Below are 15554 nucleotides of genomic sequence, written 5' to 3' on the forward strand. Positions count from 1 at the left end.
AGGGGGTAGCAAATCAATGGAAAGTGTGCCTTCTAAAAGAGTTTCCTCTTTAAAAAATGCACTAAGGCTATTAAATCTCTTCACAATGGAGGAGCCAGAACTAAGTTTAAGTGACCTTAGCAGAAAAATGGGTCTAGGCAGCAGCACCATTTTTCGCTTAACATATACACTTATGCTAGAAGGTTTCCTAGCGAGAGATCCTGTTTCTAAAAACTTTCGGCTCGGATCATCACTTCTAGCTAAAGGAGCCGCTATACAGTCCCAATATGATATATGCAGGTTTTCTTCTCCCATTCTAAAGCAGCTGGTCAAAGAGTCGGGAGAAACAGCACATCTATCTACCTTAACAGGTAATAAAGTTATCTATCTGCAGAAAATGGATGCTGTAAACTACGTACACCTTCTTTCACATGCCGGCAAGCAAAATTACATCCACTGTACAAGCTCAGGACAAGCGATACTTGCTTTCCAGCCTGAAGAAGTGATTGAAAGATTAATTGAAAATGGATTGACAAAGTTAACTGCTAACACGATCACAAATCCACAAGAATTTATATTATTACTTTCTCATATTAGAAAGAAGGGCTACGCTTTTAGCAGAGAAGAAATGCACGAAGGTGTTTCATCTATTGCATCTCCTGTTTTTTCACAACCTGGAAAAGCATATTATTCAATAAGCATTGCAGGTCCATCCTCCAGAATTAATCCACAAAGGGCACATGAACTAGCGAAAATTGTAAAGAAAGCTGCAAATGTGCTTTCTGAAACAATAAAAAATCTGACCTTAAATATATAACAGAACGATATATGCACCTGCCCTATGCTGGACAGGTGCATATATAAGGATAATCTTTATTGATTTTTCAAACGTATAGCTTCATCATAGACTTCCTTTCCAGGAAGCCCTTTGGCTTCCATTTCATCAATCCACTTGCTATAAATCGGCTGCAGAGCTTTTTCCCATTCAGCTTTTTCATCATCAGAAAGCTCATAAACTTCTATACCCGCTTCCTTTGCTTGCTTCCACCCGAGCTCACCGTCTTCATCATAGGATTCGCCTGCCTTCATTGCCATTGATTCCCCCATTAATTTCTCTATAGCTTCCTGATCCTGAGAGGAAATACTTTCCCATGTTTTCCTGTTCATAACCATGAATAAGCTGCTCGTATAAAAATCCCCTTTGGTAATATACTTTGTGACATCAGATAGTTGAAAGTTTGTTATCACCGATGCAGGTGCTAAAGCACCATCAACGACTCCTTTCTGCATAGCTTCATATACCCCATCCATCGGGATGGATACAGGGGTCGCTCCAAATTTTTCAAGAATAGCAGTTCCAGCAGGAGAAGGGGTTCGAATCTTTAGCCCTTTTAAGTCTTCCATTTTCTTTATAGGTTTTTTTGCAGTGAAAATTTGAGCTGCATCATTTTTAAATAACCAGGCGATTTTAGTTTCTTCATGTTCTTTAGCTATTTCCGGGAACTTTTCAAACAATGACCAGAAAATACGGGTACCATCTACAGCATTTTCTCCCATAAAAGGCAATTCTGTGACACTAGTTAAAGGGAACTTTCCTGGGGTATTAGCATGAAGTGCCATTGACATAGATGCGGTACCGGTTACAGCCAAATCATATTGTTCATTTGCCTTACCCAGGGCACTTCCTGAATAAACTGTCCCTTTGACTCTTCCCTCAGTTGCTTTTTCAACCTCTTTCAAAAATGGCTCAACTACATCCGTATGCTGCGGATGCTGGCTTGGCATAAAACTGGACACAGCCAGATCAATAGACTTCTCTTCTCCTCTTGTTACGGAAGAACCGCCGCAAGCTGTTAATACAATAGTCAATACACTTGCAACTCCTAAGATACTAATACCTCTAATCATTTGCTTCTTTTTTCCCACTGCATTCCACCCCTTTTTATGGCTGGTAAAGCCTTTCAAACTGGACAACAATTCTGTTGATGCCACACCAGTACAAGACTTGTCCTTAATTTCGAAGTCAGCCTTGTGGCAGTCTGACATCCACCACCGCTGACTTTCCTTCATGCTTAACAGTATTAATTGCTTTTAGCAGGGTATCTTTTACTTCTTCAGGCTTTTTTACAGTATAGGCAAATGTCCCGCCTGCAGCTTTAGCTATATCAGCGTATTTTGCAGCAGGATTGAATTTAACAAAAAATTCATCTGTTTGCTGTGCAACGCCATTTGGGTGCACTCCTAAAGTAGAGTATTTAGGAGCTGTCCAGCCCTCATTATTATAAATAATCGTTAAAAATGGAACTTCATATCTTCCTGACATCCAGTGCAAAGGAGTTGGATTACTAAACATAAAACTTCCATCACCTGTCAAAGCAACAACCAATTTGTCAGGTTCAGCAAGTTTTGCACCAAATGCTGCTCCCCCGCTCCAGCCTAAAGAACTTGCTCCCGGACTAAAATAAGTGCCAGGTTTATTTCTGGGAAGGTGTCTGGTAACTGTAGAAAAATTTGTAATAGCCTCACAAATGACTATATCTTCATCATTAAGTACCTCCCTTAAGCACCCTGTCAGCATTTCAGGTGTAATGATTGATTCCTTGAATGAATACTCAGCAGCTTTCCATTCCCGCCTTTGCCCCTGATGAATTTTTAAAATAGTTTTATATCTTTTTGAAACAGATGATTCATCGATTATTCTTTCATGTTGATTAAGATAGGAATTTATTTGAGAAAGGGCAGTGAAAGAATCTGCTTTATAGAACCCCTCAGCCTGAATATACCAAAGTGGAATATCTTCTTTTAATGGATCAATGTCAATTATTACAACATCGCATTTCTCTGAGGGTTTATTTTTAAAAGGTATCCAGGGAACATCGCTGTCTAGTACAAGAATAAAATCAGCTTCTGCTAAATGCTCATTTTGATCCTGTTCATTCCATGTATAACCGATATGCATTGGATTATCAGATGGAAAATTCATATAGCTTGGTACTGATTCAAGTACAGGTATTGCCAGCCTTTCAGATAACTTAATTAATTCCTGTACGCTTCTTTGGTTCCTTCCTAAATACGAAGTAACAATTAAAGGTTTATCCGCCTTCAGCAGCCTGCCCGCTATTCCTTGTATTCTATCATCAGGGATAGCCGCAGCAGATATGCTTCCCCATCTTTTTAAGTCAATTTTGTAAGTTTCTACTTCATCTTCCATCACTTCACGTGCAGCCATTAAATATGCCGGCCCTTTTGGATCACTCTTCGCAATTTGCATTGCGCGAGTTACCATCTGTTTAATATTTTTGCCAGTTCGTATTTCATTATCGTATTTTGCATATCCTCTTACGATTCCCCGTTGATCAAACGAATCCTGCAGCCAATGAATATACTCATTTCTGCTTCCTTTTAGTTCCCCCTCCTGGGTAGCAGGCGAAGTTCCGGCAAAAATCAAAATTGGTATTCTTGCCTTTGCAGCATTATGGATAGCCCCTCCCAGATTCTGTGTCCCACAGTCAACATGAACAATAACCGCCTGCGGCTCTCCAGTCAGCATGGCATATCCATGTGCAGCACTCATAGCAACAAATTCATGAGGACAAGTAATAACTTGAGGTGTGTCCTTATTTTCATATTTAGCTTTCGCAAAGCTTTCAATGATGGCAGGATGGTCACTTCCTAAATTGGCAAAGATATATTTCACGCCATTTTCCTGTAATGTTTCCAGCATAGCGTCTGCTGTTGTATGTATTGTCTTATAATCTGAAGGCACGCTTGTCTCTTTTTTCACTCCCTGAACACTCATGGTCATTCCTCCTTTTGTAACAACTTATATGCAATTCTTTTCAAGCGTTTACATTACTGTTTAATCAAATCCTATCACATGATAAAATATATGAAAAATATCAATTTTCTAATAATTATATACTTTAAAAGTATAGATAAAAAAAGGGGGCGGTTTATATGGATTTAAGGCAGCTCAAATATTTCATCACAATTGTAGAAGAAGGACAAATTACACTTGCAGCTAAAAAGTTAAATATGGCTCAGCCCCCCCTAAGCCAACAGTTAATAAATATAGAAAAAGAGCTTGGGACAAAATTGCTTATTCGTAATGGAAGAACACTTGAATTAACTGAAGCAGGGGAAGTTCTTTACAAAAAGGGAAAAAAGCATTTATATAACTTTGATGATATTATCACTGAGGTAAAAGAAACAGGAGGAGGATTGCGTGGAACTCTCAATATCGGAACAGCAATTTCTTGTATATGTTATCTTCCGGAACGAATTCACCACTTTCAGGAACATTACCCTCACATCACATTTAAGATATGGGAAGGAGATCCTTTTCGCTTATCCGATTATATCCTTAATCGGCAAATTGAACTTGCAATTGTTCGTTCCCCAATAGAAAAGAAAAATTTCTCATATATTTCAATCGAAGAAGAACATTTTGTTTGTATAATGCCTAATAAGTGGCCATTAGGAAGAAAATCCAGTTCTGTTACTTTAGAAGAACTCTCTACTTTGCCATTAGTAGCTTTGCATAGAGTAAACGGAGAAGGTATTTATGAAATGCTTCTTGAAGAATTTGTTAAAAGAGGGTTACAGCCTAAAATTGTTGCAGAGTCTCCAAATATAACCATCCTATTATCATTAGTAGAGTCTGGAGTAGGTGCAGCAATACTTCCTTTATCCGCTTCAACATCCTACTCCCGGGATAACCTTAAAGTTCTTTCTATTAATGATTGCCATCTCACTACAGGTACTTATGCAATATGGCTTAAAAACGGCTATTTATCACAAATCGCCAAATGTTTCCTGGAGACATTCAATAGGAATAACCCAAACTTCTCAAATAACTTAATTGACTAAAAGATTAAAAGCTGAATACATGCATTATTGAAGCTGTGTAAACCGCATATTCACAGCTTTTTTTCATTAGTTAGTTTACATATTCCCGTTCTGCAATCTCCCCATTGAATGATACATTTGCCTTTTCAAATGTTATAAGAGCATTCCAGCTTCCTGAAGATTGACCATCTGCCAAATAAGATGGGGTCCAATTATCTTCCAGCATACTTAAAAGCATCGCCAAATGGCGTCCACCCGATTCGACTTTTGCCATTCTTGCATATTCAGGAAGCATCTGGTAAGCAGATTTATAGTCACGATTCATTACAAACTCTATAAACTGCTTATCAAGAGCATGTTCTGCAATAGTTGGCTTGTTATGCCTTCCTCTAACTAGATTATGAGATAGGGCACCACTCGAAACAAATACAATCCGCTTTTGGCTTTTACTCAGTACTTTTGCAATAACCTGCCCCCATTGATAGGTTTCCTCAATACTTGCAGCCAAGGTAACTGAAAGGTTAATGACTGGGATATCCTCTTTCGGAACAAGGTATCTTAGAGGCACCACACTTCCATAATCCCATATATAATATGGATCATTCACACATTGCACCTGAAGACCAGCATCTTTTCCAGCACTCACCAATTCATTCGCCAGCACTTCATCGCCTGGATATGAATAGGGAACATCTTTTATTAAGTCAGGTGCTTCTATTGCAGTTAAAGTCCCCTTATGAACTGGTGTGCCATCAACATAGTGAAAAAATGTTGACGGCCAGTGACATGAGACCAGCACAATCACATCCGGTTTAATTTGTTCAATATCTTTAGCCACTTCCTTCATTGCACTTACCATTGGCTGCTGGAAGTCGGGAGCCTGGTCTTCATGGCACATACTTGGAACATGGGGTACGAGTAAACTTAGTTCAATGGTCATCTATCTCATCCTCCTTAGTAAAGGGTCTTTCATCTTTTTTATTGTTCTGACATGGGCTTACCTGCTTTTCCCCAATGCGTTTTAGGAATTTCTGTCACTATCACTCTTACAGTTTCTTTTGATGCACCCAATGTTTCTGAAGTTGTATTTGTAATATTCTGAATTAGTTCTGAGACCACTTCCTTTGGTCTGCCTTCAATGATTTGAATATTGATAATCGGCATAACTTCCATCTTCCTTCTAAATATATTTTGCTTAAAAAATTGGCAGGTTTCCTATTCCTTTACTGTGAATGTCACTTCACCGAGACCGTCAAATTTGCCGCTGACAAAATCGCCTACTGTCAGCATACTTGCCCCGGTTAGTGCCCCAGTTAGAATTACATCACCTTTTCTCACTTTTTCTCCCTTTCTTGCAAGCATATTTGCAAGCATGGCAATTGAATTTGCAGGATGACCCAGAACCGCAGCTCCTGCACCCAGATCTTTTATTTCACCATTGATTGATAAAGTGGCACCTATCAAATCCAGTTCTAATTGTTCAGGTTTCTTTAATGAAGTACCGAATACGACACGTGATGTTGAGGCATTATCAGCGATTACATCAGGGAGGGTAAAATTAAAGTTCTCATAACGGCTATCAATAATTTCCAGTGCCGGGAGTACATACTCTGTCTTAGCCAGAACATGGGCACCAGTTACTCCAGGACCCGTTATATCTTCCCCAATCAAAAATGCGATTTCAGCTTCCACTTTCGGATGTATCAGTTCATGGAGAGGTAAACTTCCTCCATCCTCAATGAGCATATAATCAAATACATAACCATAAATCGGTTCATCGACCTTCATTTGTTTCATCTTCGCCTGACTCGTTAACCCCATTTTAGGTCCTACTATCCTTCTTCCTTCAGCCAGCTTAATACCTACCAGCTCCTTTTGAACTAAATAACCCTCCTCAACTGTAAGATCCGGCTTAATTTCAGCCGTGACCTTTATTACTTCACGCTTTCCCACTTCAGCATCTACTAAATATTCAGCAATCTTCTTATATTCTTGATTAGGCATTAAGTTTCCTCCTTTTCAGACGCTGGCACCAAGGGTTCGCTTTGATATTTCAGCTGCTACATCAATTATCATGTCTTCCTGGCCACCGACCACATTTCTCTTTCCAAGTTCTATCAAGATATCACGTGAATCAATTCCAAATTTTGCTGCAGCACGCTGTGCATGCAGGAGAAAGCTGGAATATACTCCTGCATATCCAAGGACAAGGCTATCCTTGGTAATTTCCTGTGGTTTTTGCAAAATTGGTGCTACCAAATTTTCCGCAATATCCATCATTTTATATATATCTATACCTGTCTTGATTCCTAGCCGATCCAATACCGCAACAAGCACTTCAGTCTGTGTATTTCCTGCCCCTGCACCAAGACAGCGAATGCTCCCATCAATCCTGGTAGCCCCTGCTTCAATTGCAGCAAGAGTATTTCCCATGGCTAAAGATAGGTTATTATGGCCATGAAATCCAATATTGACTGATAGACTGTTTTTCAGTTCGTGAATTCTTTCTGTCACTTCATGCGGCAGCAAGGCACCTGCAGAATCCACTACATATACTGTGTCCGCACCATAGCTTTCCATCAGCTTCGCCTGTTCAATCAGCTTCTCTGCTGGCGCCATGTGAGACATCATTAAAAATCCTACCGTTTCCATGCCCAAATCTTTTGCCAATGCAATATGCTGTGGTGAAACATCTGCTTCTGTAACATGAGTGGCGATTCTAGCCATCTTTGCGCCTAACCGGGCTGCTTCTTTTAACTCCGGCATTGTTCCAATTCCAGGCAATAGCAACACAGCTATTTTAGAATTTGTAACCGAAGCTGCAGCTGCTTCAATTAACTCCAATTCATTGGTCAGCGATAAACCATATTGCAGAGATGAACCGCCTAAACCGTCGCCATGAGTCACTTCAATGAAAGGGACATTTGCTTCATCCAATCCACGGGCTACTTGTGTAACCTGTTCAACTGTAAATTGGTGCCCTACTGCATGGCTTCCGTCACGCAACGCTACCTCTGTTATTAAGATATCTCTGTTTAGAGTCATTTCTGGCCCTCTCCTCTCTTAGACTATAACCTTGCTGATTTTGTTCTTTGCCCACTCTTCAGCCACTTTTACGGCTGCAGCCGTCATGATGTCAAGGTTTCCAGAATATTTAGGTAAATAATCCCCTGCGCCTTCTACTTCGAGAAAAACAGTTACCTTATTGCCGTCAAAAATTGGCTCCTGTCTCAAACGATAACCTGGAACATATGACTGAACCTGCCTTTCCATTTCTTTAATTGAAGCAATGATCTTTTCCTCATAAACTTTTTCTCCATTTACTAATACATGAACGGTATCTCTCATTAAAATGGGAGGTTCTGCAGGATTTAATATGATAATTGCTTTTCCTTTTTTTGCCCCGCCAATTTTTTCAATTCCTCTGGAAGTAGTTTGAGTAAATTCATCTATATTTGCCCTAGTACCCGGACCTGCACTTTTGGAAGAGATTGTGGCAACAATTTCTGCATACTCTACAGGCTGCACACTATTAATGGCATGAACCATTGGTATTGTAGCTTGTCCACCACAGGTTATCAGATTAATATTGTTTGAGTCTAAATGCTCCGAAATGTTTACAGGAGGAACCACAAATGGGCCTACTGCTGCGGGTGTTAAATCCAGAACCTGCTTTCCAGCTTCTTTCAACAGCCTTGCATGTCTTACATGCGCTCTTGCAGATGTGGCATCAAATACGATGTCTGCCAATTCCGGCCTTTCAAGGAACTCTTTTATTCCATTATTAATTGTTTGATAGCCAAGCTCCCTAGCTTTTTTTAGCCCATCAGACTCAGGATCGATCCCAATAACTGTTGTAAGTTCAAGCACTTTAGAACGATGGAGCTTTAACATTAAATCTGTCCCTATATTACCGGAACCCAATACTGCAACTTTAACCTTGGTCATAACGCTCCCCTTTCTTTATTGAGAAATAATACTCTGGATAACGCAACTCAACTGTCCTTTCCCGGGGTGTAACCCGGAAGAGGATAAAAAACTATCAAAAATGAACACTAACATGGCCAATATGAGCAAATCGCGCTGTAAAAGAGTCTCCTGCCTGAGCTTCAACAGCTGCAGAAAGAGCTCCTGATAGAATTACCTCACCCTTTTTAAGCGAAATATCAAAATCTGCTAATCTATTTGCAAGCCATGCAACGCAATTGATCGGATTACCTAAAGCTGCTGCACCAACTCCTGTATTAGATACTTCCCCATTTTTCGTCAGTACCATTCCGATTAATTCCAGGTCAATCTCCGAAAGCCTTGCTGGCTTCCCTCCTAAAACATAGAAGCCGGATGAAGCATTATCTGCAACTGTGTCAGGAAGTTTAATCTTCCAATCTTTAATTCTGCTATCTACAATCTCTAATGCAGGAACAATATAATCTGTTGCCTTAATTACGTCTATACCTGTAACATTGGGCCCCCTTAATTCCTCCTTTAATACAAACGCTATTTCCGCCTCCACTTTAGGCTGAAGAACCTTTTCGATTAAAACTTTTCCTCCATTCTCAACAACCATGCTATCAAGCAAGTGGCCATAGTCTGGCTCATCCACTCCGAGGAGCCGCTGCATAGCAAGGGATGTTAAACCAATTTTTTTGCCGACAATTTTTTGTCCGTTTCCAACTTTTCTCTTAATATTCTCAAGCTGAATTTGATAAGCCTCTTCAATAGTAATTTCGGCGTTATCGGAAGTGATTGGCAAGACCCCGATACCGGATAACTCGGCCACGGAAAGCTGAGCTGCGTAGTGTTTTATCTTTGGACCCATGAAATACTCTCCTTCCTACAATTTGATGGTTATATTGGAAAGTTCAGAGTAAAAATCAATGCTGTGCATGCCGCCAGTTCTTCCAATACCGCTATTTTTCATTCCTCCGAATGGGGTTCTCAAATCCCGCAGGAACCATGTATTAACCCAGATAATACCTGCTTCAATTTGATGAGAAACACGGTGGGCACGCTTTAAATTCCTAGTCCAAATTGTTGCGCTTAACCCATAATGAGTATCATTAGCCTGCATGATTACTTCTTCCTCAATATCAAATGGGGTAACTGTAACAACTGGACCAAAGATTTCTTCGCGGATACACCTAGAATTACGGCTCAAATCTGTAATAATGGTAGGTTCAAGATAAAATCCTTTTTCAAATCCATCTGGACGCTTACCGCCTGTTACAATGGTCCCTCCATCTTTTTTGGCGATTTCAACATATCCCATTACCCGATCATAGTGTTCTTTGCTGACCATGGCCCCAACATTTGTATCTTCATCTAAAGGATGACCAACTATAAGAGCTCTTACCTTTTCAGCAAACCTGCTGACAAATTCATTATATATTGGCCGTTCCACGTATATCCGCGAGCCACAAAGACAAACTTCCCCTTGATTTACAAAGCTGGATTTAATCGTTGTTTCTATTACTTCATCCAATTCGGCATCAGCAAAAATAATGTTAGGGTTCTTCCCCCCAAGTTCATAAGAAAGCTTTTTCAATGAATCGGATGCCGATCTCATAATAGCTGAACCTGTACCAGGTTCCCCGATAAATGAAATAGCATCAATATCTGGATGTTCGGAGATCGCACCTCCTGCAGAATCAGGTCCAAACCCGTGAACGAGATTAACAACTCCATCAGGAACACCAGCTTGTTTACAAATCTCCATTAATACTGTAGCGGTCATAGGCGTCCACTCTGCAGGCTTAATGACAGCGGTATTGCCCATACCCAGACATGGTGCCAATTTCCAGGTAAGCAACAATAATGGCAGATTCCATGGCTTAATAATACCGACTACCCCTACCGGACGGCGGTATGAATAATGAAGTGCCTGCTGATCCTGCTGATAAGCTTCAGTTCCGATCGAAGTAATATAATCAGCATAAAAGTGGAAGTTGTATGCTGCCCTTGGAATATCAATACTATTTGCTAGACCAAATGGTTTTCCCGTATCCAAGGATTCCAAGTGTGCCAGCTCCTCCTGTCTTTCAAGAATCAGATCCCCAATTCTGCGAAGTATTTTTGAACGCTCTTGCAATGTGGTATTTTTCCATGGACCTTTTAAAGCTCTTCTAGCTGCTGCTACAGCATAGTCCACATCTTCCTTTCCGCCTTCTGAGACTGTTCCCAAAACCTCTTCCGTTGCAGGGTTAATATTTTCGAATGTTCTTTGATTTTTGGATTCGACAAACTGGCCGTTAATAAAATGCTGACAATTAATCGATTTGATTTTAGCTTTTGTTTGCAAAATGATGTCCTCCCAGATAACTTTTTAATTTTCACAATTTTATGTTAACTCGTACTTTTATGTCTCACAACACAGTAATTGCTCTATATGCAACAAGGTGCAAATTTTTGAAACCTTTATAAAACTCTTGAAACTCCTGCGAAACAAGATTTTAACTCTAAATTTTCAAAATTTTAAAATAAATTATCTTTTCATTTGTAATTTTCTTTGATATATTTTCCACTATAAAGCAACTATGTTTAACATATAGCAACTTAAAGGAGGAGATGAAATGGCCATACAGACAAATGAAGAAAACTACCTTTCATCTGTAAAGAATGCATTGCGTATTTTGAGATGTTTTTCTATGGACGAGCCAGAAAAGAAAATCAGTGATATTTCTGCTTCACTTGGACTTAACAAGAGCACAGTCAGCCGAACAATGTCTACATTAGCCAGTGAAGGATTTGTGTTTAAAGATCCTGAAAGCAAAAAGTATCGGTTAGGGCTCTCTATACTTTCACTCGGTGGTATCGTTAACAGCCAGATGGATATTTATAGAGAATCACAGCCTGTCTTGAATAAAATCGTACAGGAGTTGGGCGAGACCGCCCATATTTCAGTTTTAGACAACAATGAAGTCATATATTTGCAAAAAGTTGAATGCAATCATCCTGTGAGATTTTTGACGCATGTAGGCAGGAGAAATCCCCTTTACTGTACAAGCTCTGGTAAGGTCCTGCTTGCCCATGCAAATGAAGAGGTTTTTAATACTGTTCTTCAAAAAGGGCTTGAACAGCATACTAAAACTACCATTATAAAACCTGAGAAACTTAAATCCCACTTAAGGCAAATTAAAGAGCAAGGGTATTCCTGGAGCAATGAAGAGTATCTTGAAGGAGTAAATTCTATAGCCTCACCAATCCATGATTATAAGGGCAGAGTAATTGCTGCATTAGCAATTGTAGGGCCGAAACAAAGAATTCAGCAGAGCAAAATAAAAGGTTATTCAAAGAGAGTTATCAGTGCAGCCAATGAAATATCCAGCAGAATGGGTTATTGGAAATAATAGTTTTATAAAAAGAGAGGAGATATTATTATGCACGACTTCCATACACATTTTATTCCACAGGAGGTCCTGGATTGGATAAAAGAGAATCAAACAGCATTAAAGGCAGAGCGGGTAAAAAAATCACCTGATAAAGATGAATTTTTAATTATCAATAATAAATGGGGCTTTGAGTTAAAGCCTGAATTTTATCATTTTGATTTATATAGTAATAAACAATTCATGGCCGGAGTCACTCACTCTTTGATATCACCAATTCCTCAGTTATTTATGTACGAGTTCCCTCAAGAAATTACAGCAGAGATTTCTAATATATATAATCAAGCGCTAGCTATGCTGGCATCTTTAGCACCAGAAAAAACATCTGCTCTTGCAACTGTGGCATTGAACAATCCCGATATGGCTGCTGCTGAATTGGAAAGGTCCATGAATCTGGGGTTGAAAGGCGCAATTATCGGACCAGGTCTATCCGACAAAATGCTTTCGGATGAATTCTTTTCACCTTTATTTGAAATGGCCAACAGCAAGAAAGCCATTCTGTTTATTCATCCCCTATTGAGCGAGGATCCTAGACTTAAAACAAAAATGATGCCAAATCTAATTGGGGTCCCTTGGGAAACAACTGTGTGTGCAACAGATATTTTACTGAGCGGAATGATTGATAAATATCCAGATGTTAAGATTTTATTTGCTCATGGAGGAGGTTTTCTGCCTTACCAAATTGGTCGGCTTGATAAAGGCTATGAACAATGGGATCAGGTATCCTCCAACTTGAAAGCACCTCCTTCTCAATATATAAAACGCTTTTGGTTTGATTCAGTACTATGGAACTCTTCAGGTTTGGATTTCCTGGTGAAAACTGTCGGAGAGAATAGAGTTGTTCCAGGATCAGATTACCCCTTTGATTTAAGTGAAACCCCTCCCAAGTATAAGAACACTGCAGGGGCATCATCTTTATTGGAAACCTTTTCAGCTTTCCTTTAGTCTATGCTAATATTTTTTTATGAATTTCATATAGCGCAATATTGCTATTTTCACTATAAATCCAGGTTGATATACTAAACTGCAAGCAACCATGTAAGCGTTGCCATTTCCGAGAAAAGGGGTAATGAAATGCAGCAATCAATTAGAACTAACAACCTCATCAGTGAAGATACTAGCAAAAGCTTTATTAACGGAGTTTGGACTGAAGGAAAAAGCAGCAGAATTTATGATATTTTAAACCCGTATGACCGCAGTGTTGTAACCACAGTTAAACTAGCGACGAAGGATCAGCTGGCAGAAACCTTCGAAATTGCCAGCAAAGCACAAAAGGAATGGGCTTTGTCTACTGTGGAGGAAAGAAGAGAAGTCCTTTCAAAGGCAGCAGACTATTTAAAAAATAATCGCAAAGAAATTACTGAAATTATCCAACAAGAAACCGGGAGTACTGTACTCAAAAGCAATATAGAGTTGCATCTTGCCACAGAATTCCTGGAAGAATCTATTAAATTTGCAGACGAAATTAATAAGGTAAGAGAAGTAGCAGGATCTGATGAAAAGCTAAACCACATCCATCGCTTGCCACTAGGGGTCATCGCCTCTATTTCTCCGTTTAACTTTCCATTGAATCTCTCAATGAGAACTATTGCACCTGCCATCGCACTTGGTAACAGCGTTGTTCATAAGCCGGATATCCAAGTTGCACTTTCTGGCGGTTCAATTATAGCAAAAGCCTTTGAACACGCAGGACTTCCAGATGGAGTTCTTAACATTGTATTAACTGATATAAATGAAATTGGCGACAATATGTTGACTGACCCGCATTCAAAACTAATCAGCTTTACTGGATCTTCTGCAGTAGGCCGTCATATTGGGGCAATTGCTGGCAGAAATTTAAAAAGAGTCGCTTTGGAGCTTGGTGGCAACAGCCCGCTAATTGTACTTTCTGATGCAAATGTTGATCAGGCTGTAAACGCTGCGATATTCGGCAAGTTCATCCACCAGGGACAAATATGTATGATTGTAAATAGAATTATCGTTCATAAAGATATATATGATGATTTCACAGAAAAATTTATTGATCGTGCAAAATCATTGCCATATGGAGATCCTACCGACCCTAATACGGTGATAGGCCCGCTTATCAACGAACGCCAATTAGAAAAGGCAATTCAGTATATTGAAACTGCAAAGCAAGATGGAGCAACGCTAGCTTTAGAAGGCAAGCGGATAGGGAATGTTATAACACCTTTTGTTTTTACAAATGTAGATAATGCCAGCAACCTTGCTCAGACTGAATTATTTGCTCCTATAGCAACTATTATTAAGGCTGATTCAGATGAAGAAGCCTTTGAAATGGCCAATGATACAGAATATGGGTTGAGCTCTGCTATTTTTACATCGGACCTTAATCGAGGAGAAGAAATAGCGCTAAAAATTGATAGTGGAATGACACATGTGAATGATCAAACAGTAAATGACGCACCACATATTCCATTTGGTGGAAATAAAGCTAGCGGATTAGGCAGATTCGGGAATCCATGGGTTGTTGAGGAATTTACAGTAACCAAATGGGTATCGATACAAACTAAAGAAAGACATTATCCATTTTAATGAATTTGGAAAACGGGCATAGAAGTCCGTTTTCTATTTTTAATATCGCTTTTCCACACTGCTTTTTAGTCTAGATGTCTGGCCCATTCTCCTTTTTGGCAGACAGGTTGATTTCATTCCACACATACATCTCCATTTCATGCCCTCAATCACTGGGCTAATAGCAGACGCTGGTATTGATGTCTAGCATCAGCTAAGAAGTTCATAGCGGCCAAGGTCACTGTCAATTCCATGAGCTTCAAACCTTATTGAAGCCTCTTTGTTATATACGGGGGTTGCATATCTAAAAAGCATGGGACACGACAAATCTATCAAAAATCTAATAGTTCTTTTATTGCTCTTTCTCAGATTTCAAATTACTATCCTAAAATGTTCTTCCCTTTCACAATTCAGCTGCATGTCCATTTCTCCCTATCCTCCATTTTAAAATATTGACTAAGATAGGATTTACATCCGGAATTTCATTGGGAAAAGAAAGAGCCTCCCTGAGTTCATTGAACTATACCCCAGATACTGGACACTTATAAAAAAGTGCCCCTTTCTGGGGTTTTTTGTGTTTCAATAGATTTAATCAATAGGGCGGAGGATTTTTCATGAGTAAGAATATTTATAATGAATTCCAAATGAAAGAGCTTGAAAAGAATCCTAATGTTTTGAAGGCTTCTGAGAGGTCAATCTCCTATAGTTCTGAATTTAAGATAAAAGCAGTGGCGGAATACAAAAGTGGGAAAACACCATCGCAAATCTTTATTGAACAAGGCTTTGATCTAGAGGTGATTGGCAAGG

At 39.4% G+C, this 15554-nt stretch carries 15 protein-coding genes; 6 read left to right on the forward strand and 9 right to left on the reverse strand.

Going from position 1 to position 15554, the window contains the following annotated elements; translation table 11 throughout:
- Nucleotides 1–16 precede the first annotated feature (16 nt).
- Nucleotides 17–796, forward strand: a complete 780-nt coding sequence (locus M3205_RS12965; RefSeq protein ID WP_251170299.1) for an IclR family transcriptional regulator — start codon at nucleotides 17–19, stop codon at nucleotides 794–796.
- Nucleotides 797–852: 56 nt separating this feature from the next.
- Here M3205_RS12965 and M3205_RS12970 read toward each other — a convergent pair whose 3' ends face one another.
- Together M3205_RS12970 and M3205_RS12975 are read right to left on the reverse strand one after the other, a co-directional pair.
- Nucleotides 853–1905 (reverse strand): TRAP transporter substrate-binding protein, encoded by a 1053-nt coding sequence (locus M3205_RS12970; protein WP_251170300.1) that lies wholly within the window; start codon nucleotides 1903–1905, stop codon nucleotides 853–855.
- 97 nt (nucleotides 1906–2002) lie between these two features.
- Nucleotides 2003–3778, reverse strand: coding sequence for a thiamine pyrophosphate-requiring protein (locus M3205_RS12975; protein WP_251170301.1), 1776 nt, complete (start codon nucleotides 3776–3778; stop codon nucleotides 2003–2005).
- A gap of 158 nt (nucleotides 3779–3936) precedes the next feature.
- Here M3205_RS12975 and M3205_RS12980 point away from each other — a divergent pair, with 158 nt between their 5' ends.
- Entirely contained in the window at nucleotides 3937–4848 is a 912-nt protein-coding gene (locus tag M3205_RS12980) for a LysR family transcriptional regulator (RefSeq protein ID WP_251170302.1), read from the forward strand.
- A 70-nt stretch (nucleotides 4849–4918) separates the two neighbouring features.
- On the opposite strand, the gene M3205_RS12985 is transcribed toward M3205_RS12980, so the two are convergent.
- From M3205_RS12985 to M3205_RS13015, 7 genes are all read right to left on the reverse strand, one after another.
- Entirely contained in the window at nucleotides 4919–5767 is an 849-nt protein-coding gene (locus tag M3205_RS12985; RefSeq protein WP_251170303.1) for a DODA-type extradiol aromatic ring-opening family dioxygenase, read from the reverse strand.
- A gap of 38 nt (nucleotides 5768–5805) precedes the next feature.
- On the reverse strand, nucleotides 5806–5991 hold the full coding sequence (locus M3205_RS12990; RefSeq protein WP_251170304.1) for a 4-oxalocrotonate tautomerase: 186 nt from the start codon (nucleotides 5989–5991) through the stop codon (nucleotides 5806–5808).
- Nucleotides 5992–6042: 51 nt separating this feature from the next.
- A complete protein-coding gene (locus M3205_RS12995; protein ID WP_251170305.1) occupies nucleotides 6043–6831 on the reverse strand; it encodes a 2-keto-4-pentenoate hydratase in 789 nt (262 codons plus the stop codon).
- 15 nt (nucleotides 6832–6846) lie between these two features.
- Complete coding sequence (dmpG, locus tag M3205_RS13000; protein WP_251170306.1) at nucleotides 6847–7872, reverse strand: 4-hydroxy-2-oxovalerate aldolase; 1026 nt, start codon at nucleotides 7870–7872, stop codon at nucleotides 6847–6849.
- An 18-nt stretch (nucleotides 7873–7890) separates the two neighbouring features.
- Complete coding sequence (locus M3205_RS13005; RefSeq protein WP_251170307.1) at nucleotides 7891–8775, reverse strand: acetaldehyde dehydrogenase (acetylating); 885 nt, start codon at nucleotides 8773–8775, stop codon at nucleotides 7891–7893.
- A 94-nt stretch (nucleotides 8776–8869) separates the two neighbouring features.
- Complete coding sequence (locus M3205_RS13010) at nucleotides 8870–9646, reverse strand: 2-keto-4-pentenoate hydratase (RefSeq protein WP_251170308.1); 777 nt, start codon at nucleotides 9644–9646, stop codon at nucleotides 8870–8872.
- 15 nt (nucleotides 9647–9661) lie between these two features.
- The gene (locus M3205_RS13015) at nucleotides 9662–11125 is read right to left on the reverse strand and encodes an aldehyde dehydrogenase (protein ID WP_285886315.1); all 1464 of its coding nucleotides are present in this window, start codon (nucleotides 11123–11125) and stop codon (nucleotides 9662–9664) included.
- A gap of 271 nt (nucleotides 11126–11396) precedes the next feature.
- On the opposite strand from M3205_RS13015, the gene M3205_RS13020 reads away from it, so the two are divergent.
- From M3205_RS13020 to M3205_RS13035, 4 genes are all read left to right on the forward strand, one after another.
- Entirely contained in the window at nucleotides 11397–12173 is a 777-nt protein-coding gene (locus M3205_RS13020) for an IclR family transcriptional regulator (protein ID WP_251170309.1), read from the forward strand.
- A 30-nt stretch (nucleotides 12174–12203) separates the two neighbouring features.
- The gene (locus M3205_RS13025; protein WP_251170310.1) at nucleotides 12204–13157 is read left to right on the forward strand and encodes an amidohydrolase family protein; all 954 of its coding nucleotides are present in this window, start codon (nucleotides 12204–12206) and stop codon (nucleotides 13155–13157) included.
- A gap of 129 nt (nucleotides 13158–13286) precedes the next feature.
- Nucleotides 13287–14768, forward strand: a complete 1482-nt coding sequence (locus tag M3205_RS13030; RefSeq protein ID WP_251170311.1) for an aldehyde dehydrogenase family protein — start codon at nucleotides 13287–13289, stop codon at nucleotides 14766–14768.
- 593 nt (nucleotides 14769–15361) lie between these two features.
- A partial coding sequence (locus M3205_RS13035) for an HTH domain-containing protein (protein ID WP_396105691.1) occupies nucleotides 15362–15554 on the forward strand: 193 nt, incomplete at its 3' end.

Origin of the sequence: Cytobacillus firmus, assembly GCF_023715565.1 — a bacterium.
Taxonomy (GTDB): Bacteria; Bacillota; Bacilli; order Bacillales; family Cytobacillaceae; genus Cytobacillus; species Cytobacillus firmus_C.